Source organism: Enhygromyxa salina (assembly GCF_000737335.2).
In the GTDB taxonomy this organism is placed as follows: Bacteria; Myxococcota_A; Polyangia; order Nannocystales; family Nannocystaceae; genus Plesiocystis; species Plesiocystis salina_C.
The window spans coordinates 1-24,701 of record NZ_JMCC02000082.1; the positions used below are offsets into that span (position 1 = coordinate 1).

General features: G+C 67.8%; 14 protein-coding genes. 9 read left to right on the forward strand and 5 right to left on the reverse strand.

Annotation, left to right across the window (positions count from 1 at the left end; all coding sequences use genetic code 11):
• Nucleotides 1-540 carry a YncE family protein gene (locus DB30_RS27830; RefSeq protein ID WP_052554496.1) on the reverse strand — a complete coding sequence of 180 codons (540 nt, stop codon included), beginning with the start codon at nt 538-540 and terminating at the stop codon, nt 1-3.
• 101 nt (nt 541-641) lie between these two features.
• On the opposite strand from DB30_RS27830, the gene DB30_RS27835 reads away from it, so the two are divergent.
• The 6 genes from DB30_RS27835 to DB30_RS27860 all read left to right on the forward strand — a co-directional run bounded on the left by DB30_RS27835 (nt 642) and on the right by DB30_RS27860 (nt 7,039).
• Complete coding sequence (locus DB30_RS27835) at nt 642-1,844, forward strand: DegT/DnrJ/EryC1/StrS family aminotransferase (RefSeq protein WP_052554501.1); 1,203 nt, start codon at nt 642-644, stop codon at nt 1,842-1,844.
• Nucleotides 1,841-2,725: a GNAT family protein gene (locus DB30_RS27840; RefSeq protein ID WP_052554503.1), complete on the forward strand. Its 885-nt coding sequence runs from the start codon at nt 1,841-1,843 to the stop codon at nt 2,723-2,725. Before DB30_RS27835 ends, DB30_RS27840 begins: the two co-directional genes overlap by 4 nt.
• A 2-nt stretch (nt 2,726-2,727) precedes the next feature.
• A complete protein-coding gene (locus DB30_RS27845) occupies nt 2,728-3,495 on the forward strand; it encodes a phosphotransferase (protein ID WP_052554504.1) in 768 nt (255 codons plus the stop codon).
• A 515-nt stretch (nt 3,496-4,010) separates the two neighbouring features.
• Nucleotides 4,011-4,424 (forward strand): MerC domain-containing protein, encoded by a 414-nt coding sequence (locus DB30_RS27850; protein ID WP_165703983.1) that lies wholly within the window; start codon nt 4,011-4,013, stop codon nt 4,422-4,424.
• Entirely contained in the window at nt 4,421-4,999 is a 579-nt protein-coding gene (locus tag DB30_RS27855) for a CobW family GTP-binding protein (RefSeq protein ID WP_052554507.1), read from the forward strand. The genes DB30_RS27850 and DB30_RS27855 overlap by 4 nt, the downstream gene beginning before the upstream one ends.
• 147 nt (nt 5,000-5,146) lie before the next feature.
• Entirely contained in the window at nt 5,147-7,039 is a 1,893-nt protein-coding gene (locus DB30_RS27860) for an exo-alpha-sialidase (protein WP_052554509.1), read from the forward strand.
• Nucleotides 7,040-7,158: 119 nt separating this feature from the next.
• On the opposite strand, the gene DB30_RS27865 is transcribed toward DB30_RS27860, so the two are convergent.
• Together DB30_RS27865 and DB30_RS27870 are read right to left on the reverse strand one after the other, a co-directional pair.
• The gene (locus DB30_RS27865; RefSeq protein ID WP_052554511.1) at nt 7,159-8,085 is read right to left on the reverse strand and encodes a glycyl-radical enzyme activating protein; all 927 of its coding nucleotides are present in this window, start codon (nt 8,083-8,085) and stop codon (nt 7,159-7,161) included.
• Entirely contained in the window at nt 8,082-10,598 is a 2,517-nt protein-coding gene (locus DB30_RS27870) for a pyruvate formate lyase family protein (protein ID WP_165703984.1), read from the reverse strand. The genes DB30_RS27865 and DB30_RS27870 overlap by 4 nt, the downstream gene beginning before the upstream one ends.
• A 480-nt stretch (nt 10,599-11,078) precedes the next feature.
• Between DB30_RS27870 and DB30_RS27875 the strand changes: the two genes are divergently transcribed.
• Nucleotides 11,079-12,182 carry a sialidase family protein gene (locus tag DB30_RS27875; RefSeq protein WP_052554515.1) on the forward strand — a complete coding sequence of 368 codons (1,104 nt, stop codon included), beginning with the start codon at nt 11,079-11,081 and terminating at the stop codon, nt 12,180-12,182.
• Between the two features lie 138 nt (nt 12,183-12,320).
• Here the strand turns inward: DB30_RS27875 and DB30_RS27880 are convergent, their stop codons facing one another.
• The gene (locus tag DB30_RS27880; protein ID WP_052554518.1) at nt 12,321-13,763 is read right to left on the reverse strand and encodes a sigma 54-dependent Fis family transcriptional regulator; all 1,443 of its coding nucleotides are present in this window, start codon (nt 13,761-13,763) and stop codon (nt 12,321-12,323) included.
• 234 nt (nt 13,764-13,997) lie between these two features.
• Between DB30_RS27880 and DB30_RS27885 the strand changes: the two genes are divergently transcribed.
• Entirely contained in the window at nt 13,998-14,909 is a 912-nt protein-coding gene (locus tag DB30_RS27885) for a hypothetical protein (RefSeq protein WP_146660928.1), read from the forward strand.
• A gap of 127 nt (nt 14,910-15,036) precedes the next feature.
• The gene (locus tag DB30_RS27890; protein WP_052554522.1) at nt 15,037-23,475 is read left to right on the forward strand and encodes an RHS repeat domain-containing protein; all 8,439 of its coding nucleotides are present in this window, start codon (nt 15,037-15,039) and stop codon (nt 23,473-23,475) included.
• An 80-nt stretch (nt 23,476-23,555) separates the two neighbouring features.
• On the opposite strand, the gene DB30_RS27895 is transcribed toward DB30_RS27890, so the two are convergent.
• On the reverse strand, nt 23,556-24,692 hold the full coding sequence (locus DB30_RS27895; RefSeq protein ID WP_052554524.1) for an FAD-binding oxidoreductase: 1,137 nt from the start codon (nt 24,690-24,692) through the stop codon (nt 23,556-23,558).
• Nucleotides 24,693-24,701 lie beyond the last annotated feature (9 nt).

Below are 24,701 nucleotides of genomic sequence, written 5' to 3' on the forward strand. Positions count from 1 at the left end.
CTACATGAAGGCCAACCCCCAGCCGTTGCCGTTGCTCATGGTGACGTCCTGGACGTTGCTACCGTCAGCGAGGTTGGCGCTGCGGATCATGCCCGCGGACCGTGCAACCCAGTAGATCAGCCCCGCCTCCGTGTCGATGTCGAGGCCCTGGATGACCGATTGCCCGTTGAGCAGCACGCTGGGGTTGGCCCCATCGAGCTCGGCGACGAAGAGGTTGTCGGCCCGGTTCGAGTAGTACACCAGGCCGCCCGCGGGATCGACCGCGACCGCGACCCCTTGTCCGCCCAGGTTCGGAACGATGACCTCTTGGTCGCTGCCGTCGTAGTTGACCCGATACAGCTGGGTGTTGTTGTAGGTGATGAAGTACAGCTTCTGGTTGACCGGGTCGGCGGCCAACCCCGAGGGGCTGCCGGCCACGCCGACCTCCACCACGTTGTTGCCGTCGAGATCGGCGCGCATGACCTGGTCGAGGAAGAACTCCGACCAGAACACGTAGCCGGCGCTCGAGTCCACGGCCAGGCCGTAGACGTTGTCACCCACGACGATGTCGACCGGGTTGGCCCCGTCGGCGTCCGACCGGGTGATGGTGGCGCCATGATCGTAGTAGAGGTGTCCGTTGGCCGGATCCGTGGCGACCCTTCGTGGATACGCGCTACAACCCCCACCCGCGGGAGCTCCTGGTGCCCCTTTGCCAGCCCCCCGCGCTCGCCCTCGACCTGGCGCCTGGGGCCCCGGAGATCCGCGGGCCGATCGCGGCCCTGTGCGGTGAGCTCGGGCGGATCCTCGCTCGCCCTCCGGAGTCGATCGTCCCGACCGCGTGCGGCCGCGCTGCGCTGGCCGTGGGCCTGCGCGCCCTCGCCCTCGCCGACACAGACGGCCGCGACGAGGTCGTCGTCCCCAGCTTCGCCTGCCCGCAGGTCATCGAGGCCGTGCTCGACGCGGGCCTGCGACCGGTGCTGTGCGACCTCGCCCCGGACCGCCCCGTCCCCGACCTGCCAGCGTTCGCGGCCGCGACCGGCGAGCGCAGCTTGGCGATCGTCGCGGCCTCCGTGCTCAGAGCCAAGATCGAGCTCGAGGCCCTCGACGCCTGGGCCCGGGCCCGGGGTATCTGCGTGATCGATGACGCCGCCCAGGCATTTGACGGGCGCGGATCCACGGATGACCCGCGCGGACCTGCGGCCAGCCGAGGGAGCCTGGGCGTGCTCAGCTTTGGCCGTCACAAGCCGATCTGCGCCGGCGCTGGGGGAGCCTTGGTGATCCACGACGCGAGCTTGGCTCCGCTGGTCGAGCGCGCCCGCGCGGAGCTCGACGCTCGCTGGCGCCAGACTTCGCTGGCCGGGGACGCTCGCCGCCGGCCATGGTTCACCGACGTGCGCGAGGCTCTGGAGCACCCTCCCGCGGCGCCCGCCCGCGCCGACATGGACCCGACAACGGCCACGCGGGTGCTCGCCCGCCTCGGTGAAGGGCACGAGCTCGACGCCGCCCGGCGCGTGTCCGCCGAGCTCGCCGACGCCCTGCCAGCTTGTGCGCGCCCCCGCCCCCACGACCCGGCCCTCCCCCAGCTCTACTTCGCCGTCGAGGTCGAGCCCGCGCACCGCCACGCGCTCGCCACCCAGCTCGCCGCGGCTGGGGTCGAGAGCAGCTGGCTGTACCTGCCCCTGCACCACAGCTCGCGCTACCGCCCCTACGCCCGCGGACCTGTGCCCGAGGCCGACGCCCTGTGGCCCAAGCTCCTGCTCTTGCCCACGCGCGGGTGGCTGACCCCAAGCCAGCGCCGCCGCGTGGTCGGAGCGCTCGCCTCACTCTCGATCCCCGGTCCTGCGACCCGAGAGGCTCAACCATGAGCGCGTCCGTCGACCTGCGCTGGTCCCCCTACGCCAGTCAGGCTTGGGGCGATCACGTGGCTGCCGTGTTCGGGGGCCGCTTCGAACACCACGCGGTCACCCTCGACGGCCGCGCGCAGCTGTGGGCGCCGATCCTGCGCGGGGGCCCCCTCGCCCGCGAAGGCTTTTGCTGCGGGCACATCGGCTACGGCGGAGTCTACGAAGCCAAGTCCGGCCAACCCGCCCCGGTCCGCCGCCAGCTCGCCGCCCTCGCGCGACTCAGCGACACCCTCGACGAGCCCTGCTTGCGCCTCGTCACGCCGCCGATCAGTCCCGCCGAGGCCGTCTGTCCGAGCTGGGCCGAACACCGCAGCCAGACCGCGATCAAGCTGCTGGGCAAGGCCTGTCCCGACCTCCGCTCGAGCTACGACGGCGCCGTGCGTACGGCCCTGCGCAAGGCCCTGCGTCGTCCTGGGCTGCGCGTGGGTCTGCTCGGGCCGCAAGAGCGAGGCGCCGCCATCGAACTCGTACACGCCACGCAGACCCGCGTCGAGGCCCCGTACCTGAGCCCCCCGGCGCTCATCGAGGGCATGATCCCCGCCAAGCCCAACCCCAATTTTTTGGCCGTCGGCACCTGGCTTGGCCCTGAGCTCCTCAGTGTCGGACTGTTCGTCATCAACGGCCGCCAAGCTGCCTACTATCTCAACGGCTGGAGCGCGCCTGCCCGCGAGCTCGGTCCCAACTACCCCATGCTCGACGCCGCCTTGCACCTCCTGACCCTTCGCGGGGTCGAGCGCGTCGACCTTGGCTTCTCTCACCAGCGCTCCCTCACCGATCACAAGCGCCGCTGGGGCGCCGAGCTGCACACCTTCCTCCGCCTCCCCACTCCCTTCGAGAACTGACCATGTCCCGACTGCACGCCTTCATCGAGCTCGATCGCCTGGCGATCGCCGCTTTGACCTCCGGATACGACCTCGGCGAGATCACGGCCGTCGAGCCCCTCGTCGCGGGGATCATCAACACCAACTACGTCGTGCGCACGAGCACCGGCGAGTGCTTGCTCCGTCTCTACCCGCCGCAGCGCAGCGCCGACGCCCTGCGCTTCGAGTTCTCCACCCTCGAGCGCCTCGGCGAGGCCGCGTTTCCGTGCCCGCGGGTGATCCGCGACCGCGCTGGTGAGGCGATCGGCTGGTCAGAGGCCCACGCCCGCCACTACGCCGTGCTCGAGTTCATCCCCGGGCAGACCCTGGCCCGCGAGGCCATCGACACCAACATCGTCGAGCAGATCGGTCGCTTGTTCGCCAGCATGCAGCGCACGCTCAGCGGCTTCGTTCCCCAGGGCCAAAAGCCTCGGGCGGACCTCGAGTTCGTGCGCGAGCTCGGCGCGAACACCCTCGCCCGAATCGCAGCCTTGCCCGCGCACACTGACGGTCCGGCCACGGCCGCCCGCCTCGAGCGGATCTGGGCCGCGTCCCACGTCCGCTTCACCGACGCGGAGGGTCGAGAGCCGCCGCTCGAGCGCGGGGTCGTTCACGCCGATCTCTACTTCGACAACGTCATCGTCCAGGGCGATCGAGTCCGCGGGATCATCGACTTGCCAGCCCTCGCCATGCTGCTGCTCCCGCTTGGGACCCACGAAGCACGGTCGGGAGCCGCTCGCGACCACGCGTGACGCGGAGCCGCGCGCCGTCGAGCGCAGTCGTGATCATGGGGGCGACCGGGGCAGCGAGCGAAGCGTGTCCCGGCGGGCGCACAGCTGCGGGTCTTTGCTGGTCTCACAGTGCTGCTCGACCCGCGCCAACGCGGCGGCGGTGTCGAGCTGATCCACCAGCGCGACAAGACCACCGAGCAGCCGAAACGCCTGGGCGCCCGGCCGCTCGGCGACGAGCTCCGGCCAGGCGTCGTGGCCGGGCTTTCCAGTACACCACGCGGCCGAGCATGCGTGATCGCCTCTCCACGCTCTCGCACGTTGCGATGGATCTGTGGCGGCGCACCGGCCAAGCGGCGCACCGCAGGCGCCTCCCCTGAGCCCAAGCGACGGTTCGACCCTCACGGCCTGGTCTGGGCCGTGTCGTGTCCGCCCCTCGATTTTTCATGGACGCAGGCTCCGAGCGATGGTAGGCATCCCGTGAAAATGCAATCACATTGCATGTGCATGATCATCCAGACGAGCGGGGAGGCCTGGTCGTGAGTGGGGCCTCGCCTAGCCCAACCCATGGGGGAGGAGTCGATCGCCTGGGGGCGGTCGCAAGCGCGACCTGTGCGATCCACTGTGCGGTCTCGAGCTTGCTACCCGGGCTCTTCATCGCCCTGGGTCTGGGTGGGATGCTGAGCCACGAAGCGGAGTGGACCTTGACGGGCGTGGCCTTGCTGTTCGCGGGCGTGGCCTTGGTGATCGGCTGGCGGCGGCATCGGTCGTTCGCGGTCGCGCTCGCCTTCGGCCTTGGCATCTGCGGCCTACTGCTTGCCCGCTACGTCGAGGAGACGGGCGCGCTCGGCCTCGGCACCACGCTCGCCATCGTCGCCGGATCCACCCTCGTCGTCGGCCACCTGTCGAACATCCGCGCCGCACGGCTGTGTAATCCAGACCGCCAGGCATGACGCCAGAGCGCACCAAGATCACGATCCTCAGCGGCTTCCTTGGGTCGGGCAAGACCACGCTGCTCAACGCGCTGCTGCGAGCCACGCCCGAGCCCCTCGACGTGATCGTGAACGACTACGGGGCCGTCAACGTCGACGCCCAGCTCGTGGGGGGCCCCGACGCTGGCGAGGGAGAGGTCGCCCTGCAGGGCGGCTGTATCTGCTGTTCAATCCAGGGGGACCTGCTGGACGCGCTGCTCACGATGATTCGGCGGCCCTCGCGACCTCGCCACATCCTCATCGAGACCAGCGGGGTGTCCGATCCCGCCCCGGTCGCGCGCGCTTGCTTGCACCCACGGCTGCGCGACTTCGTCGAGCTGTCGGCGATCGTCGTGTGCGTCGACCCGAGCGAGTTTACCCAGCTCACTGGCCAAGCTTGGGAGCTTGCTACGGACCAGGTCCGGGTCGCGGACTTCGTGGTCTTGACGAAGGGTGAGCTCACGGTGAATACATGCACACTTGCGCACCTTCCGCCGTGTCTACAATGCAAGTCTTTCCGTGCGAGTGACACGAATGTATCGCGCAGCCCAACATGATCAGCAATCCGTCCAAACGTTTCAGTAACCATCGAGTGTCGCAGGTTGGCACGATCCCCGTCTCGCTCGTCGGCCCTCGAGCGCGAATCTAACGATTACACATTCTCATGACGAGCCCTCCGCGCTTCGTGTATAAGGGCACCCCTGATGACAGACCCGACCAAGATCCCCGAAGCCGCCGCCAACCTCGAGGTCAAGATGTTCACCATCGCCGTGGACAGCTTCGATCCCGTGGCCCTCGTATTCAGCCTCGTCAAAGACGTCGTGGGTGCCGTGTTTTCCCGGCTCGTCGACGTGATTCGGGCCAATCAAAAATATGCCAATCCCCCGTCCGCGGTACAGTTGCCCACGACCGGAAACTTCTTTGTCTTCTATCAAAACGGAAGCACCGGCCAGCTCATGTACGGCCGATGGGACGGGAGCACCTGGACCGATGGTAATGTGATACCCGACGTGACGATGTCAGCGGGCCCCGGCGCCGTCGTGTTCAACAACACGATCTACGTGTTTTTTCAGGGCGCGGAAAACAACGGGACCCTCTGGTACATTACGTCCACTGATGGCAGCAGCTGGAGCGCCGCTAGGCAGGTGCCCGGCGCCAGCTTGAACGACTCGCCATCGGCGGCGGTTCTCAACGGCAGCCTTCACGTGTTCTACCGGCAAGGCAAGGACCTCCACCAGTGCTCGTCTACCGACGGCGACAGCTGGTCGGGCATCAGCGCGATTATCCTCGGCACGATCGCTCTGTCGTGCTCGCCGTCGGCGACCGTGTTCGAATCCAATCTGCGTGTGTTCTATCAGGGCTGCTCGGGCTCGGCACCCAACGGCAAGATCTACTACGTCAAGTCAACTGATGGGAGCAATTGGGGAAGCTCGGACACCCAGGTGTCTGGCCAGCCAGGTATCGTGGGGACCCCCTCGGCGGTCTGCTACAACGACAGCGTCTATCTCCTGTACATGCTGCTCGACGGAACGCTGTGGTACACCAAGTCCAGCAATGGAAGCAGCTGGCTGAGCGGCATCCAGGCGGCGCCCTTGCAGCTGACCGACTCGCCCGCGCCAATCGTGTTCACTCCACCCGGCGGCAAGAGCCAGATCTACTACTTGGCCCAGGGGGTCGCGGAGTCCGGGGTCCTGTGGTGCAACACGTACAATGGCAGCCAGTGGACCTCGATGGCGCCCGCGGCACATTCTTCGGTCATGTCGCGCTCGCCGGGGCCCGTCGTGTACAACGGCCGCCTGTATGCCTTCTACAAGGGCGCGGACAACGAAAGTCTCTACTACAGCGAATCATCGGACGGGGTCGAGTGGTCGGGCAGCATCCAGGTGCCCGACGCAGGCCTGCGTGACACGCCGAACGCGATCGCGTACCAGGGCAACCTCTATGTCTTCTACCGAGGTGGCAGCAACGGGCTGTGGTACAGCCGCTATGATGGAAGCTCGTGGTCCCAGTCGCTGGGCGGGACCGGCCAGTCTCTGAGCACTGCCCCGTCCTCGGTCGTGTTCAACAACAAGATCTATCTGTTTCACAATTCCAACAGCGCAGGATCGACTGATATGTATTGGTCAACCTTCGACGGAAAGAATTGGACCAAGAACGTCACGGTGCCCGGCGTGTACATGCAGGAGTCACCGTCGGCGGTCGTGTTCAACGGCAAGATCTACGTGTTCTACCAGAGCAGTGACCCGGGAGCCCTGTTCTACAAGACCTTCGACGGAAACTCGTCCTGGTCTGAAACCCTCTTTCCAAACTGCCTGCCCAACAACAATCCCTACGCAGCTCAACTGGCCTCCAACGGCTCGCCCGGAGCGGTCGTGTACAACGGCAAGATCCACGTGTTCTATCAGGCCTCCGACGCCACCTACACATGGCAAGGCGGCAACGGGTTGCTGGGCTATTTCTCGTCGTCCGACGGCCAGCACTGGAGCTGGTCCAAGCCACAGGTGCCGGCCTCGAGTCAAAGCCCCACGGGCGTGGTGGTGGCGCTGGCCCAGGACGAATGGGACGCCGTCAGCACCGCTTTGAAGTTGCCGCTGTGAAGCGTGCGTGACAGTGCTGGATCAGGCCAGCGGTCTCGCCTCGAGACCAGGCTGGTCAGGTCTTCACAGTCACCATCGCGCCGTCCGATCACGAGAATCGATGGCACGCCTGCAAGCGCTCATGGCAGCGCTTCGCCGACCAACCCCGTCACGCCGCGGTCGGCGAAGCGCTGCTCGAGCGCCCTGTAGTAGCCCTCACTGGGCGGCGCGATGCCAAGCGCGACCTGCTCGGTGTCGAGCCGGGGCAGCTTGGCCTCCCACAGGTGATTGTAGGGCAGCAGCGTGAGCTGCTCGACCCCGAGCTCGCGGAGCGTCGCGCAGATCCGATCGAGGGACGCGTCGCCGTCGTTGAGGCCGGGGACCACGGCCATGCGGATCTCGAGCTCGGGGCCACCGTCGCGCGTCAGCAAGCGCTCGAGGTTGGCGAGGATCTGGACGCTGTCGTGACCGACCAGCTCGAGGTGTCGCTGGCGACCGCCGGCCTTGATGTCGAACAAGATCAAGTCGAGGTCGGGCAACAGTGGCTCGAGCAGAGCAAACGGATAGTGGCCGCTGGTCTCGAGCGCGAGGTGGAGCCCGGCCTGCTTGGCGCGTGGCAAGAACCCGCGCAGAAATTCCGAGGCCAGGACCGGCTCGCCGCCCGACAGGGTCACGCCGCCGCCGCTCGTCGCGTAGAAGTGCCGATCAGCGATCACCGCGTCGAGCAGCCGTTCGACCGTCCATCGCTCGCCGACCATGACCAGCGCGTTGCTCGGGCACACGTCCACGCACGCGCTGCAGTGGGTGCAGGCGTCCCATCGCACGCGATCGATCATGCGGTCGAGGATCGCGTCCTCGGGGCACAGGCTCACGCACAGCCGACAGCCCGGTAGACACCGGTCGACGTGGTACGAGAGCTCCGGCTGGGGGCGGCGGCTCTCGGGGTTTTGACACCACCGACACGCGAGCGCGCAACCCTTGAAGAACACGACCGTACGGATCCCCGGCCCGTCGTGGACCGAGAAGCGCTGCACGTCGAACACGACCGCTTCGTCTTCGCTGCTCACGAGACCCCCGGGCGGCCGTGAGAGGCGCGGGCGATGATCTCGTCCTTCATCGTGGGTGTGAGGTCGTTGAAGTAGGCGCTGTAGCCCGAGATCCGCACGACGAGGCCGCGGTGGCGGTCGGGGTAGAGCTTGGCGTCGATCAGCTCGTCGACGTCGATCACGTTGTATTGGATCTGCATGCCCCCGGCCGCGAAGTAGCCGCAGGTGAGCGCGTCGACGATCGTCGCGCCCGAGGGCCCGCCCGCGAGCTGCGGATCCAGGCTCTCGTTGAGCGCGAGGCCGTTGCCAACATGGACGCCCCCGACCCCAGTGACCGCGAGCAGCGAGGCGGTCGGGCCCAGCGAGTCGGCGCCGTTGGCCGGGGAGACGCCGTTGGCCAGGGGCCGCCCGGCCGCGCGACCGCTGGGCAGGGCGCCGAGCCGAGCGCCAAAGCCAACGTGGGTGGTCATCGACCAAAAGCCCGGCGCGTAGGGTCCACCGCGAGGGTTGTGATGACGCCGGACCTCCTTGGCGTAGGCGCGCGCGACCTCGCCGGCCCAGCGCTCTGGTCGTCCGTGGTCCTGGCCGTACTTGGACACCTTGTCGAGCAGGCGGCTGCGAAGCTGCTCGTGATCGCGAAAGTCGAGATCGACCGCGCGCATCAACTCGGCCAGGCTCAGCCGACCTTGCTCGACGACCAGCTCCTCGATCGCGGTCAGCGAGTCGGCGACGTCGGCGAGGCCGACCCCCTGCATGCCCGTGGAGTCGTAGCGCGCCCCGCCTTCGGTCACGTCGCGGCCGGCCTCGATGCAGCCATCGACGAGGATCGAGAGCAGCGGCGTCGGTCGGCACTGGGCGTGGGCGCGCTCGATCGCGTCGTTTCCGGCCACGGCCTCGCCCACGGTCGCGGCCAGGCGCTGGCGGAACGCCGACCAGATCTTGGCCATCAGGTCCGCGCGCGAAGCATGCTGGCGCAGCGCGGGCTCGCGGAGGACCTCGTCGAGCACCGCGGGCAGCGAGATGAAGCCGGCTCCGGCGGCGGGGAACGACGAGTAGGGCACCCCCCACTCGACGCATCCGACGATCGAAAAATTGCGCGCGTCGGCCTCGGAGACCCCAAGATCACGCAGCGCCGGGATGATCTGGGCCTCGTTGAACAGCGCCGGCTGGCCGCCGCCTTTGCCGATGATCTCGCAGGCGAGCTCGCGCAATGGCTTGGGGCTGCGCTCGTGCAGTCGCAGGTGAATGTTTGGCTGGCGCAGGCGTACGCGGTCGTAGGCCAGGAGCCACAGCTCGGTCAGCTCGTTGCTCGCGTCGGCCCCGTCGGCCTTGGTGCCACCAAGGGTCAGGCCCGAGGCCGAGGACAAGCCCGAGAAGAACTCCGTGGCCATCGCGTTGAACAGCGGCAGCTGCTCCGAGGCCTTGGCGAGCACGCAGCCAAGCAGCTCGACGGCGCGGGCTCGATCGATCCGGCCGATCGCCAGGTCCCGATCGTAGAAGGGCCACAGGTACTGGTCGACCCGCCCGAATGACACGCCGTGCTGGAAGCTCTCTTGGTGGATCGCAACCCAAGTCATGATCACGCTCTGCAGTGCCTCGTGGAAGTTGCGAGCCGGATACGCGGGGACGCGGGCGAGGATCTTGGCGAGCTCGCGCAGCTCGGCCGCGCGCACAGGATCCGAGCGCTCGAGTCGGCGCGCCTCGTCGGCGCAGTGCCTGGCCCAGCGCGCGCCGAACTCGATGACCGCGCTGGCGACGATCTCACCGGCTTCGTAGAACCCGGCCTGCACGTCCGCGCCCGCGCCCCGACGAGCCTCGCGCAGCTGTCCGCGGATCCCGACGAAGCCGAGCTCGAGCACCCGGGGAAAGTCCGGGGTCACGTGCGAGATGCCGGCGAATTGCGTCAACACGAAGCGCCGCCCCTCGGTCAGCTTGTTCTGCAGCTCGATGTCCTTGGCGAACAGCGGCCCCCGAGCCATCACCGAGCGCGAGAACCAAAACGGAAAGATCTCATGCTCGAGGCACCAGCGCTGCCGGGGGGTCGTGCGCAGCGGATTGATCGGTCGCACGTCGAGCTGGTCGAGCTCCGGCAACAGCAGCATGCCGCCGTAGTCTGGATGCAGCGCCGCGCCGACCCGGTGGCGGGTGGGGTTGCCGACGAGCAGCTCGTTGGCGTGGATCTCGAGCTCGGCGTGGGCCAGCGTGTGGGCGAGCGCCTTGGCGAAGCTCACGATCACCGGTTGAGTCTGCGCACGTCGGTCGAGGCGCAGCCACAGCTCCTGCAGGCGCTTGGACATGATCAGCCGCCAACGCTCGACGGGGGCGCCGGCTGCGAGGTTGTCCTCGAGGGCCTTGCGCAGGGCGGCGAAGTGCAGCGGCGCGAGGTGCTTGGCGAGGCGTGACATGGGCGCTTCAACCTGCATCGCCTCGGTCATCAACTCGGCCTTCTGCGTGCACAGACCGTACTGCGCCGCCAAGATCGCCTCACGCAGACGCTCGAGCCGGGGCAAAGGCTCGAGCGCACGCGTGGCCAAGGCGCCGCTCGGGGCTGATGCCAACTTCGCTGGTTGCATGCGTGCACTATGGGTCGGCCGGAGCACGAGCCCGCCCGCTAGAGTTGCGCTTTATCGTCGAGTGCCACAGCGAGCAGGCGGCGCTGAAGTCCGCTCACGATCGCGACTCGATGGCCCGCGACAGCGGCACCGATTACCCACCGTGACCCATGCGCCACATACGCCACATGTGCCACGCCATCGGTCAGCCCAGGTGAAACAGTACATACCAGCCAGCTCATGCAGCGGAACGTTGCCATTGTTGGGCTTTTACCCGCGCACTGACCAAGGTTGTCCATGCGCTCGCGGCCTCGCCCCCTCCACTGGATCCTATCTTGTACTTGTACCTGCGCCTGCGCCGAGCCAGCTGAGCCTGAGATCGCCGCGGACAGAGGTACCGAAGCGGTTGAGATCCTCGGCCTGCCACCGGACGTAGCCCCGCAGCTGAGCGAGCTCGACGCGGTGTTCACCGTGTCCGAGGGTCCCTTCGCTATCCGTGAGACCATCGCTGGTGAACACCTTGCGTTCCCCGATATCACCCGCCTCGCCGACGGCCGATTGTTGCTGGTCTACCGTGAAGCGGGCATGCACGCCGTCGACACGAGCGGCCAGCTGGTCAAGCAGTTTGGCCAGCCCGATGGCCACGGCTGGTCCGAGCCCGAGCTGTTGTGGGACGAGCCGGACATCGACGATCGGGATCCCTCGATCACCACCCTGGCCGACGGCACGGTCTCGCTCAACTACTTTCGCTACCAGTTTCAGCCCACGCTCAACGGTCCCCTATCGGTCTACCAAGTGTTCTATGGCGAATCCCACGATGACGGCGCGAGCTTCGGCCCGCCCTCGATCATCGCAGGCCAGATGGACTATCCCGACGCTGGTATCGGGTCGGAGGGGGTGTGGGAAGACGCTGGTGGCGTGCCGATCACTGTCCGAGCCTGCTCGAGCCCGGTCGTCGAGCTCGACGGCCGGGTCGTCGCGCCGCTCTATGGCGGACCGCCGTGGGTGCCGGGCAACCCGGACTCACCGCGCTCGCAAGTCATCCTGGCCACGAGCGAGACCCACGGTCAGAGCTGGTCCGAGGCAGCCCTGTCGCTCGACCCGGCCGCGGATGCGTGGCTGCAAGAGCCCTCGATCTTGGCCCTCGACGACCAGCGCTTGCTCATGCACGTGCGCGTGGCCGAGGGCGACAGTCCCGACAACGCCGCAGACATGCGCCAAGCCGTTAGCGAGGACGGTGGCCTGAGCTGGTCCGAGTATGTGCCTTTTGACTTCATCGGCCAGGCCCCGGATCTGGCCCGGCTCGACAGCGGGTTGCTCGTGTCCGCGTTTCGCTGGGTCGACGACACGATGACCCAGACCGCGGTGAACTTCATGTACTCGATGGACGAGGGGCAGAGCTGGAGTGAGATGATCTCGATTGTTCCGCCACAATTCAGCGATGTCGGCTATCCCTCGATCCTCGAGCTCGACGACGGGCGTGTGATGTTCGTCTACTACGTGAGCGGGACCAGCATCCGCGCGACCATCTACGACGTCGAGCTCGTCGAGCTAGATCCGGGCTGAGGCCCGAGTCGCGTCCTGTATTATGTTCATCGCGGCCCCAGCCCAACAGACATCAGGATATGAGATCGCTGCTGAAAAGATGATTGCCGACATCGCATCGATCTCGCCCTCGTCGACGACTGCGGGCGCCCCCACCGATCACGGCGGGACCCGCTTGTCGAGCTGGTGCTTCTTGAGCAGCCGCATCAACTGAAACCGGTTGCGCAGGCCCAGAAGCCGCCACGCTCGGTCTTGCACCCCGCCGGCCTGCTCGAGCGCGGCCGAGATTTGCTCGGTGGTCAGGCTCGCGGGCTCGACCTCGGGGCGTGGCGCGGGCTCGGCATCCGCCCGCGGATCCAGCTGCAGCGCGCTGCGACCCTCGACGACGCTGCGCATCAGCGCGGTCCACAGCAGGCCGTCGAGCTCGCGGACGTGGGTGTGATAGCTGCGCCCAAGCAGCTCGCGGATCGTGGCCGCCTCGATCGCCGGCCAGGCGTGGGCGGGGTCGCCCTGGTCAAACAACTTTTGCGCGGCGCTGGGATCATTGCTGGCGACGCGCCGCAGCAGCTCGACGACCAGCAGGGCAATGTCCTCGCGCCGCTCGGGCAGGCCCGGGACCTCGATCTGCAGCCGAAAGCGAGCCGCGAGGTCGTGCTTGAGCTGCTCGAAGCGGCGGTTGGTCGCGGCGATCAGGCGCAGGTCGGCGCGCTGGGCTCGGGCGTCGCCTAGCCGTTGGTACTCGCCGCTGTCGAGCACCCGCAGAAGGTGGGCCTGGAGCTCGTGGCTGAGCTCGCCGATCTCGTCGAGGAACAGCGAGCTGTTGTCGGCGGCGCCGATCAAGCCCGCGCGCGCGGGCATCCCCGGGTTGGGGTAGTCGCGGATGTTGCCGAACAGCTCGGCGTCGATCAGTCCGTCTGGAAAGGTCGCGGCGTTGCGAGAGACCAAGGCGTGGCCACGCCGCTCGGACAGCGCGTGAACGGCCTGGGCGACCAGCTCCTTGCCGACCCCGCTCGGGCCCCCAACCAGCACGTGGACGTCGCGCTGGGCCGCAAACCAGATCTGCCCGCGCAAGTTCCACGCTGGCGGACTCTCGCCGACCATGCCGAACGCGTCGGCGCGGCCGAAGCTGGGCAGCAGCTCGCTTGGCAGATCGATCGCAGCGAGCTCGGCGGGGCGCTGCGCGACCAGCAACAATAGCTCGCCCCGGAGCTCGACGACGGCCCCCGCGCGGACCGGCGTTGGCCGCTTGGCGACGCGTCCGTCGATCTCCAGCGTGCGGCGGCCAAGGTTCTCGATCGTCAGCGAGTCAGCCGCGCCCGCGCGGATCCGCAGCTGCACCCGCGAGATCCGCGAGCTGGTCAGCGGCCCCCCAACCAGATTGTTGCCGGGCCGCTGGCGGATCAACGCCAGGCGCTCGTCGCCGCCCGGCCCCCGGCCAAACACCCAGCCAGACTTGGGCTCGAGCTGGGGATCCGGGAGCAGCACCTCGCCGATCCGCTCGGGCTCATCCCGGCTCCAGACCACCACCAGGGCCGGAAATTCGCGCACCCGCGCGATCGTCTGAGTCGCGTGTCGATCCGTGCTGACAGTGACGGTCTCCACCGAAGCTCAACGCTACACGGCGAGGGCCCGACTGTCGACGTGCGGTGCACGTGCGGTGCACGTGCGACCAACGTGCACGCACCCCTCTCGATCGCGGATCAGCGGCGTCATCGGCCGCTTTGAGCCCGGCCGGGGCTGGCACGAGCGCTGCACTACGTCGAAGTGCGCATGACCCAGTCGTGTTCATTCCGAACCGCAGGTCTGCCTCAATCCCGAACCTCAGGAATACAAATCATGGCACTCAAAGCATACTGGAAACGCATTAAACTCTCGGACCTCACCTCCAACTCGACGGTCAATTTCGACTTTGGCGAGCCGGTCACACCGGTGATGTTTGGCCTGTGCGGCTACTCGCTCTCGTTCACCAAAGGCAAGGGTCACAACGTGGCCTGGATGCAGGTCTCGGCCACCCTTGGGACCGGCTCGGCGGGTGTGGTCCCGCTCGCGTTGACCGGCAAGATGTACGACAACGGCGGCAACCAAGCCGACCCCGAGACCTCGTACCTCGACTATACCGTGCTCGGCTGGACCGGCTCGAACTCGGGGCTCGTCAGCCTTGGCACCGGCGTGCTGGAGGCCAGCGGAAGCTCGTACCAGCCAAGCTCGATCCCCCCGACCGTCTACGCCTCGGCGCCCGTGCTTGGCGGCTTCGAGGCCAACTACAGCGAGAGTGACAACCAGGTGATGCAGATCAGCATGTCGGCGGCCCTGAGCGGGACCAACGTCGCGCTCAGCGGTGAGATGGTCGACAACAAGCGCCATCACGTGGCCAACGTGCAGCTGGCCGGCGGCGCGTTGCTGTCGGGCGTCAGCGCGCCGGGGTTTGCGATCAAGACCATCAGCAACAAGCAAACCAGCGCGAACGTAGCTGTTGCCTTCGCCGACGCGCTCCCCTCGGGCACGAGGCTGATCGACTGCGCCGCGATCTTGAACGGCTTCACGGTCGGCTACTCCAGCGGCAAGGCCCACGACATCGCCACCATCCAGATCGGGCAGCAGGGCGGCAACGGCCATCCTTACGTGTCGGGGACCGACGTGATCGTGCCCGGCCCGATGGCCCTCATGACCGACAAGGGCACGCCAAACCACGACCAGGACGACGCAATCAGCGGTATCGACATGACCGTGATCGGAATCTACGTATAATCTGGTCGGCGCTCCAATCATCACATTCGAACTCGACTGTCTGTTCTTCGTCGCGTGAGTTCGTGGCGCGAATTGTCGCGCCGCGAGCTCGCGGGCTTCCTCCGTTCATCTCGCGCTCGGTGCTCCAATGTCAAAGCAAGCCTCGTCCCCCTCGGTTCCCTCCATCCGCTCGTTCCAGTTCAACGCCACCACCGCGGGCGGCGTCAAGGACAGCGTCAACCTGTTTCGCGGCGACGTGAACCTCGAGCAGCCCCTGTTCACCATGCCGGGTCGGACCGAGACCACCGACGTCAAGGTCTCGCTGCTGTACCAGAGCAACGTCCATCACGACGCGATGACCTTCAACCGGGGCGCGCCGACCAGCGTCGTGGGGCTGGGTTGGAGCTGCCCCGGCGACTCGATCGAGCTCCAGGGCAGCCCGGCCGAGGCCAACGGCAATCGCCACTACGCGCTGGTCCGCAACGGCGGCAGCAACCCGCTGATCCGCGAGCCCGAGCAACCCTTGCTGTTCGAGCTGAGCGCCGCCGAGGCCGGCGGCCTCGCGCCCGGGCAGGTGGTCCCGCAGTCTGTGGTCGCGGCCTTTGGCCAGCACGGGCTGGCCGTGGATCCAAGCGCGACCGTGGCCGCCGCGACCGAGCCCGAGGGCTGGCTGCGGATCCTCGACGAGGTCGAGCAGCGCGAGTTCCTGCTTCAGCCAACGGCGACCGGCTGGACCGCGTTCGACGGAGGCGAGGCCTACCAGCTGGTTCAATTTCAGTTCAGCAAGGTGCTCTACTACCCAACCTGGGAGCGCTGGGTGGTGATCGACGACTCGGGCCAGAGCTCGTCCTACGGCGGGCTCACGGGGCCAGGGGTTGGGGGCTTCGCGAGCTCGGTCGGCAACAGCATCGAGTGGGCGGTGGTCTGGACTTCGGAGTCGGGCGTGGCCCAGTGGTCGGGCGCCTCGTCGCAGCCGGTCGGCCAGCAGCAGCGCGCCCGCGCCTGGAACCTGGCCAGCAAGACCAACCTGTGGGGCGATCGGATCCAATATGCCTACAACGAGCAGTGGCCGGTCGACCCAAGCAGCGGCGTCCGACCTGTCGTCGAACAGCTGGTCTGTAGCGGCGGCCAGCCCTACACCAAGGCCTGCTACCTGACCAGCATCACCGACGTGTTCGGGCGGCGGGCGGTGTTCGTGTACAACGACAAGCTCTGGGCCAGCGGCGTGGGTGCCCCCCGCGAATACGCGGATCCCCACAGGCCGACCCCCGGCAACGCCGCCAACGGCTGGCAGGATCGCTACGAGACCCAGTACCTGGCGTCGATCGAGGTCGCGGACCCCGAGGGCGCGCCGCTGTATGCGGTCGCGCTCAGCTACGCGCCCCGACCTGGCAACGGCTCGGCCAGCGCGGTCGCCAACGTCAACCCCAACCCAACCGACGGCGATCCGGGTGACTTCTACAAGCGCTACCTGACCGCGGTGACCCTGACCAACGAGCTTGGCGTCGCGCAGCCGCCGGTTTGCTTCAACTACTACCTCGACGCCACCGACGAGCCCGGGTACAGCCCCGGCGCCCTGGCCTCGGCGACCTCGACGACCGGCGGGACGGCGCGCTGGCGCTACACCGAGCAGCAGCTGGATCTGTGCGACCGGGCGCTCGAGGTCGTGCCTCCCGCCGAGTTCGGCACCGCCGTCACCCCGCGGACCTGGTTTGGTGATGACTACGCCGTGAGCATGTGGTTCGACCTGCTGGGCAACCGCGCCTCGCTGGCGATCCACACCTGGCAGGGCCGCTGGGACGCGTGGACGCCCGCGTGGGGTCCGATCCTCGCAACCGAGTCCTCAGGCTTTGACCTCGACTCGCTCGAGGTCGTGACCGGGTCCGACTTTGTCGCGATCTCCTACGTCAGCGCGGGCCAGCGCAAGGTCTATGTGTTCAACAAAGATCCGCGCACGACCGGCAACTGGACGCCCGCCGAGATCTCCGGGGTCGAGACCGGACCCAGCACCCCGTGTCTGAGCTACTCGACCAGCTACGGACCGGCGACCCTGTCCGCGGGCGCGACCTTCTTGATGGTTCACTACGCCCCGGCGCTGCAGAGCTACGCCTACGATCGCGTGACGTGGCGCTGGTCGACCCGCGAGTGGTCGATCTTCACGAGCACGATCGGCGACGGCGCCCAGCTCGTGGCCCAGGCCGAGTACTACCTGACCCTCGACGCCCAAGGTCGCTACGCGCTCACCTACCTCGACGCGCAGCTGAACTGGCGATCCGGCGGCAGCGGGAGCCTCAGCAACCTCAACGATCCCAGCAAGGCGGTGCTGATCCCCGGCAGCTCGGTGGTCGTGGTCGGCCAGCTCGTCAGCTCCGGATCGACCAGCCTCAGCTATGGCGTGTCGATGTTGCAGTGGGACGCCAACTACCAGATACAAGTCAGCAGCTTCAGCGCCACGGACTCGGTTCAGATCAACTGGATCCCGCAGCTGATCGACGACACCATGGTCGCCGTCGGCGGCAGGATGTGGCGCTTCGACGGGCTCAATTGGTTCCTCAACGAGGCCCTGGTCATCGCCGCGCCGGCCTCGGGCTGGAACCAGCGCTTCGCCTACGGGCCCGACTACGCAATCCAGGTCTACGTCGACGCCAGTGAACACGTCGCGCCCGACGGGGCTCGCGTCGTCGGCTACGACGCGGGCGAGGTCGGCTCGTGGCTTGGAGCCCGGGCGATCCCCAGCAGCGCGTCGTTCGGCAGCACCGACGCGTGGCCCTCGGCCGGGACCAGCGACTACCTGACGATCGGTGAGTACCTCTACTACCGCGACGACGCGGCCGACTGGAGCGCCGTGATCCAGGCTGGCCCGAGCGAGAACCTGGGCGACCTGATCGGCAGCGGCGTGGCGCTAGACACCAACGCGACCGTCAATCAGGGCCCGGCGTTCATCGCGTTCAACGCCACGAACACCGCGACCGGAGCCCGAGCTCCAACGGCGGCGTTCGTGCTCGGTAACGGTCAGGCGCTCGCCGAGACCGACATCGGCGCGGGGATGCGAATGATCACCGGCACCGACCCCGACCACGGCCAACCCGGGGTCACCCCAGCCGGCCCCGCGACCTTGCTGCTGATCCCCGACAGCGCGGTCTCCTTCACGCAGGCGTCGAGCTACACGCTGTACCGCTACGTCGGCAACCAGCTCGACGGCAAGATCCGCCACTACCAAGTCTCGACCTTCGAGACCGACAACGGATTTGGCGACCCGCTCGCCACTGCGATCCGCGTCGACCCCGAGACCGCGGCGTGTGATCCCAGCGGCCAGTGGATCAAGTACTACCGCTCGGTCGTCGCCCCAGGGGTCGCAACGGTCGAGCTCGATCCAGCGACCGAGCTCCCAGCCAGCGGCGATGCGCCCTACGGATTCGTCACCGTCCGCTACCTCAATGGGGTCGAGCAAGTCGTCGGCGAGACCCTCGGCGCGTCGGCCCTCGACGGGATGATGCTGGCGCTCGAGGCCCACGACGATCAGGGCCGGCAGCTGTCGGCCGTCGAGCTCGATTGGGACGTGTACCAGGCGATCGCGCCGGATCCGAGCAACGCCGCGATCCCCTCGCGCCCACTGCGGGGTGGCTTCGCGGTCCAGGCCGGCGGCAGCTTGGTCAAAGACGGCGTCAGCTCGGCGCGGACCAACAGCTTTTGCACCGACGGCTTCGACGCCCCGTTCTCGACCACGCCGCTGAGCACGTCCACGTCGGGCGTGGGCTCGTCCGGGGTCCTCGAGACCCAGACCACCCGCAGCTACCTGGCGATCCAGCTCGACGACGCGGTCAGCCAGGGCGTGTTTCGGACCCTCAACCTGCGCGCGCAGCCGATCCAAACTACGACCGCGTGGCAGCGGGCCGGTCAGGCCAGCCTGGTCACCGCCGCGAGCGCGTCGACCTGGAAGCTCTGGGCCTCGCAGCTGGGCGCGAGCGTGGTGGTGCCGGCCAAGCAGGCCAGCTTTTCCTGGCTCGGCGATCCTGCCCGGGTCCAGTTCCCGTTCCCCAGCTACCAGCCGAACAGCTCGATCGAAGGCTGGCGCCGGACCGAGTGCGTGACCGTGCGCAACGATCGGGGCTCGAGCACCGAGAGCCTCGACGCCATGAACGTGGCGCAGTCGGTGCTCTACGACCAAACCGGCTCCCTACCCGTCGCCGGCCTCGACAACGGCTCGCTGGCCGCCAAGCAATGGGCCTACCTCGGGTTCGAGGCCTACGAGGTCACGACCGGCTGGACCCTGGCCGGGACCCGCGAGGTCAGCGGGGACGCCTACTTCGGCAGCCAGTCGCTGGGGCTGCCCGCAGCCGCCAGCGTGACCACCGAGGTCGCGGTCCTGCCGAGCGCCAGCGCCTACGTGCTTGGCTTCGCCGTCAAGACGCCGGCCAGCTTTACGCCCAGCGCCGACACCACCTGGACGATCCGCTACACCGGCGGCGGCGTGGCCCCCGACCCCGTCCCGATCAGCGCGACCGACGGGACCTGGGCGTTCCGTACGATCGGCCTGCGCTTCGCCGCCGATGATCGCCCAACGTCGATCACGGTCACCGCGAGCAACGCCAACGACGCCGAGATCCTGATCGACAGCGTCTACCTGATCCCGCTGGGCTCGAGCTTCTCGGCCCAGGCCTACGAGCCGCGCTACAACCAGACCGTCAGCGGGATGACGATGACCGGCTTCACGAACCGCTCGCTCTACGACGAGTTCCGCCAGGTCACCGGCTCGATCGACGAGCGCGGCTTGCTGCGCAGGGCCGGCGGCAAGGCGCTGTCCCGGACCAATTCTAGCGACGGCCAATTCTCGACCCGCGCCCCCAATGCCGATCTGAAGGTCGTGTTCGCCGACTATGGGACCTGCGACGACTTCTGTCGCGGCGCCGAGTGGCAGGCTCGTTGGACGCCCAATGATCCGGGCGCCTGGGTTCAGCAGCCAGGCCTGCTGACGACCGACAGCGGCGGGTTGCTGCGCTTCGTCGGCGATCCCAGCCTCACCAGCGCCGCGGTGGTGGTCGGGATCCAGCCCCGCAGCGAGGCTCAGAGCAAGTCGGTGTCGCTCAGCTTCGCCGCCGACTACTCGATCGGCTGGGATCCCGGGATCGGCTGGACCGCCGCGGGGCCCGGCTGGAGTCCGCAGCCCGTCGCCCACCCCGCGACCCTGGCGAGCGACTGGATGCTGGTCTTCAGCGACGGGCAGCTGTTGTTCTTCGCTGGCAACCAGCTGATCTACAGCAGCCCGTGGAGCTCGGGGGTTCCCGCGGACATCACCTTGGTCGCCTCGGGTCCGCTCGCGCTGCGCTACCTCGGGGTCGGCGGGGGTCCGCGGGTCAGCCTCGACTACAGCGACGGCAACGGGGTCACGCTGCAATCGCAGACCCTGCATGGCGACGACGCCTCGGTCGCCGCCAGCATCACCGATGCCCTTGGCCGGACCGTCGCGTCGACCAAGTTCGCGCCTGCGAGCTTCGAGAAGCCGGCCGACCTGCCGATCCTCGCCTACCTCGACGGCTTCGTGGATCGCCAGGCGTTCTTGGCTGCGATGGCCGACAGCTGGGTGCTGACCGGGACCGTCGCCAACTACTACCGGGGCCAGCCGATCAATGGCTACACCCCGTCTGACGACGGCGGCTACCCCTACACCGGGAACCGCTACGAGCTCGCGCCGAAGGGGCGCAAGCTCGAGACCGGTCAACCCGGGGCCAGCACGGCGATCCACGCTGTCGATCAGCCGCCGTCGACCCGGCAGACCACCTGGAACCAGTACGGCTGCAACCCAGCGATCAACCTCGGTGGGGTCGAGCTCGCCGCCGGGAGCTACTACGAGGAGCTCTCGACGGGGCCGCTCGGCAACGCGACCAAGCGCTGGCGGGCCTTTGATCGCCGCCAGGTCGCCGCCGAGCTCGCTGGCGCCTCCGCCGAGATCCTGACCCAGACGATGTCCCAGCAAGAGTGGCTGGAACAGCAAGGACACGTGGTCGGCAAGACTCGCGCGTCGACACCCAATCAATTCGACAACACCGTGTTCAGCAACACCTTGGGCGAACAGGTGGCCTCGCAGGCGCCGGGCATCGCCGCCGGCTGGACGCTCCGCGATCCCTCGGGTCGGGTTCGCGTCGCCGGGCTCGGCGACGCGAACACCGTCGCCTATGTCGTCTACGACGGGCTCGGGCGCGCGCTCGAGTGCGGCCGGATCGACGCCACCCGCGACGCGCTCCCCGGGGTGATCGACGATCCAAGCTGGCCGCTCGCTGACCCGAACCGGGTGGTCACCCGTAGCTTCACCTACGACGGCGACGGCAACGACACGTGGATGCTCGGGCAGTGCCAAGCCGTCACGACCGTGACCGCGGCCGCGACCACCATCGACCCATTGGCGTCACCGATCAGCGTGACCGAGTCCTACACCTACGACGGTCGGGGGCGGACCACGTTGATGACCCAGACCATCGACGACCAGGCCAGCCTGCCGAGCGCCAGCTTCCGCTACGCCTACAACAACACCGACGAGGTCGTCTGCGTCGGCTACCCCGAGGGCTCGCCGATCACCGAGGTTCACTACCGCTACGACGACAACGGCCGCCTGCGCTGCGTCGGTCGCACGGCCGGCGCCGCGGATCTGGCCAGCTACGGCTACGCCCCCAACGGTGATCTGATCAGCGAGCGGATCGGTGACGGGGTCCTGGACGTGGCCAACAGCTACAGCTCGCAAGGGTGGCTGGCCACGACCACGGTCGGGATCAACGGCGGGGCCCCGTGCTGGGAGCAGGCCTACGTCTACAACCCCGACAGCACGGTCCACGCCCGGACCGACACCAGCGCCGCGCCGCTGAGCGCCGGGGTCACCAGCCTCGCCTTCACCTACGACCCCCGCAAGCAGCTCGAGAGCGCGACCGCCAGCGGGGCGCTCGCGTGGTCCGAGTCGCTGTCGAGCACCGATCTCAACGGCAACATCCTTGGGGCCGAGCTCGATGGCGTGACCATGCAGGCCACCCGGGCGCCCGACTCGGATCAGATCCAGAGCGTGCAGATCGGGAGTCAACCAGCAACGGCGATCGGCCACGACCGCTTCGGCAACCTGACCTCGTTCGGCGCGACGATCACCGACTACGACCCGGTCCTCCTCCAGGCCTCGGGCTTCTCCGGGCCCGGCGGCGCCGCGCTGATCGGCTACGGCGCGGCCAGTCAGCGGTTGATCAAGCAGACCCTCGGCGCTGACGCGTCGACCCGGCTGTACTTTGGTGGGCTCTCGACCCGGCCGCTCGCGGTCTGGGAGGATGGTCGCTGGAGCGCGGCGGTCCACGGGGCTACCGGTCTGCTCGCCACGATCGGTGAGCGCGTCTGCTACCCGATCAAGGACGCGCTTCAGAGCGTTCGCCACCTGATCGACGATCAGGGCGCCCCGATCGCCAGCTTCGCCTACTCGGCGTTTGGCAGCCTGGTCGCCTCGTCCGGGGACACCGGCGTCTTGTTGCCCCGCTTCATGGGCCAAGAGCTCGACCCCGAGACCGGCTACTACGCGTTCCCGGCTCGGCTCTACGACCCGGTGCTGCGCCAGTTCCACGGCGTCGATCCTCAGCATCAGTTCCCGAGCCCCTATGTGTTCGTTGGCAACCAGCCGATCAGCAACACGGACCCGACCGGTGAGGCCGCGTGGTTTGGACTGATGGCGATGAGCGTGGTGTTCGCGGTTGGCTTCGGGCTCTCGGTCGCCACCGCTGGGCTCAGCGACCTCGCGGCGGGTGCGGTCGAGAGCATCATGGCCTGCGCCGAGGGCGTCGAAGAGGTCGACGAGGCCGTGGTGTTCACCGACGCGATCCTCGGCGAGGGCGAGATCGAGAGCGAAGTCGACGAGCTCGCCCAGCTCATCCCCAAGGAAGAGTCGCCGCAGGCAACGCCAGAGCGCACCGAGGCCACACAGCCCGACTACGGCACCAACAGCAACACATCGACCTCCTCCCTAGACAGCATCCCCGAGCCCGTTGGCGCTCCGGCAGCCGCGATGGGCAGGGCCGAGACCGTCACCCGGACCGTCACGCACATCGGCGCGCGGGCTGGCGGCGGCGTGTTCATGGGTGCGGGTGAGAGCGGCGCCCTGCAGATGATCAACCCCCGCAACAACTTCGATTGGTCCGACAGCGGCTCCCGCAAGGACCTGATCCGGGCGATGGTCGTTGGCGGGCTCGGTGGGGCGATCACGGGCGGCATGGCGTCGTTGGTCGACATGCCGCTGAGCAAGGGCCTGATTCGCAAGGTCGTTGGTGACTCACTGATCAAGCAGTCGCTCGCGGTCGTCGCCGGCAAGGGCTTGGTCGGCGTGGGCAGCTCGGACATCAACTACCTGATCACCAGCGGGTTCGGTCCCGACAAGCCGACTGTGCTGGGACTAATTGGGAATGGTGCCTGGGGCGCGGTCTCGGGCGCCGTTGGAAGCGCCCTGGGTGAGGGCTTTGGGCTGGCGAAACCCCGGCTGCAGGGCGCGATCGTGGCGATCGGCAGCAACTTGGTGATCTGTGCCGAGGTCACCATGATGTTCAACGGGCTCGACCAACACCGCTCGTAGCCCGACAAGCGCTCGACAAGCCGGGCTGGATGGCCTCGCCACCCAGCCCGGCTGCGCTCGAGCCGAGGAGCCGCAAGACCTCACCGACGCGGGAACACCACGCCGGGGTTCAACCTGTGCTGCGGATCGAGCTCATGCTTGCGCGCGGCGAAGTCGGCGTAGACTTGGTCGCCAAACGTACTCGGCCAGTCGCGCTCGCCAAAGGTCATCTCGGACTGGATGTACCGCCGCCAGTCGGGCTTCTTGCGCACGACCATATCGAACCTTCGCTCCATCTCTGCGAGCTTGGCGAAGTCGAAGGTCTTGCCGTCGGGAGACTGCCCCCACACGCCCACCGCGCTAAAGCTCTCGTCCTTGGGGTAGATCAGCGGAGGATTGAAGGTGTGGAATTGAATCGGGTACAGGTAATTGTTTCGACGCTTCCAAGCGGTGGGGTACGCCGCGGCGAGCCCATCTAGCAGCGCGCGGGCCTCGGGCGCGTCGTCATCGGGCACGAACAGCGTCAGCCAAAAGTTTTTCTCCCACTCGTGGGGCTCGTGGGCCACCACGCCGGCCCGGCCCAGCGGGTACTCGGGCCCCAGCGGGTACTTGGGCCCCAGCGGGTACTCGGGCCCCAGCGGGTACTCGGGCTTGTCGCCCTCCTCGAGAGGCTCGACGCGCAAGGTGACCTCCGCGATGACACCCAGCTGACCCATCGAGCCGAACAGCCAGCGAAACAGCGGGTCGCCGGGGGCCAGCGTGAGCAGCTCACCTGCCACGGTGTAGACCTTGACCTGCTTCACGGTCTCCCAGAACCCGCCGTATATCCAGGTCTCGTTGCCGATCCCGCCCGCGGACACAAACCCGGCCGCGGTCGCCGTCGGGCGCCCGCCATCATTGACCAACCTCAGGGCAAAGCCCCAGCTCCGCAGCATTTGGTCGACATCGAAGACGACCGCGCCAGCGCCCACGGTGATCGTGTCGACACGCTCGCAGCGATAGTGGTTCAACCCCGAGGTGTAGATGAGCAGCTCGCCCGACCTTGGCAGCGACGACCCGTTCATCGAGTGATGACGACCCTGCACGCGGACGTCGAGCTCGTGGTCCGCTGCGAAGCGCAAGACCTCCGCCAGCTCAGCGTCCGAGGCTGGCGTGGTCGAACGAAAGACCTCCGCGCTTTGGTGAAAGTCGCTGTAGTCCCTGAGCACGGTGTGCTCGTCACGAATGACCGATGGCATGGGGAGCGG

Coding starts and splice junctions, on each gene's coding strand:
- DB30_RS27855 (WP_052554507.1), top strand. CDS start 4,421: ATGACGCCAGAGCGCACCAAGATCACGATCCTCAGCGGCTTCCTTGGG.
- DB30_RS27890 (WP_052554522.1), top strand. CDS start 15,037: ATGTCAAAGCAAGCCTCGTCCCCCTCGGTTCCCTCCATCCGCTCGTTC.
- DB30_RS27845 (WP_052554504.1), top strand. CDS start 2,728: ATGTCCCGACTGCACGCCTTCATCGAGCTCGATCGCCTGGCGATCGCC.
- DB30_RS27895 (WP_052554524.1), bottom strand. CDS start 24,692: ATGCCATCGGTCATTCGTGACGAGCACACCGTGCTCAGGGACTACAGC.
- DB30_RS27860 (WP_052554509.1), top strand. CDS start 5,147: ATGACAGACCCGACCAAGATCCCCGAAGCCGCCGCCAACCTCGAGGTC.
- DB30_RS27885 (WP_146660928.1), top strand. CDS start 13,998: ATGGCACTCAAAGCATACTGGAAACGCATTAAACTCTCGGACCTCACC.
- DB30_RS27840 (WP_052554503.1), top strand. CDS start 1,841: ATGAGCGCGTCCGTCGACCTGCGCTGGTCCCCCTACGCCAGTCAGGCT.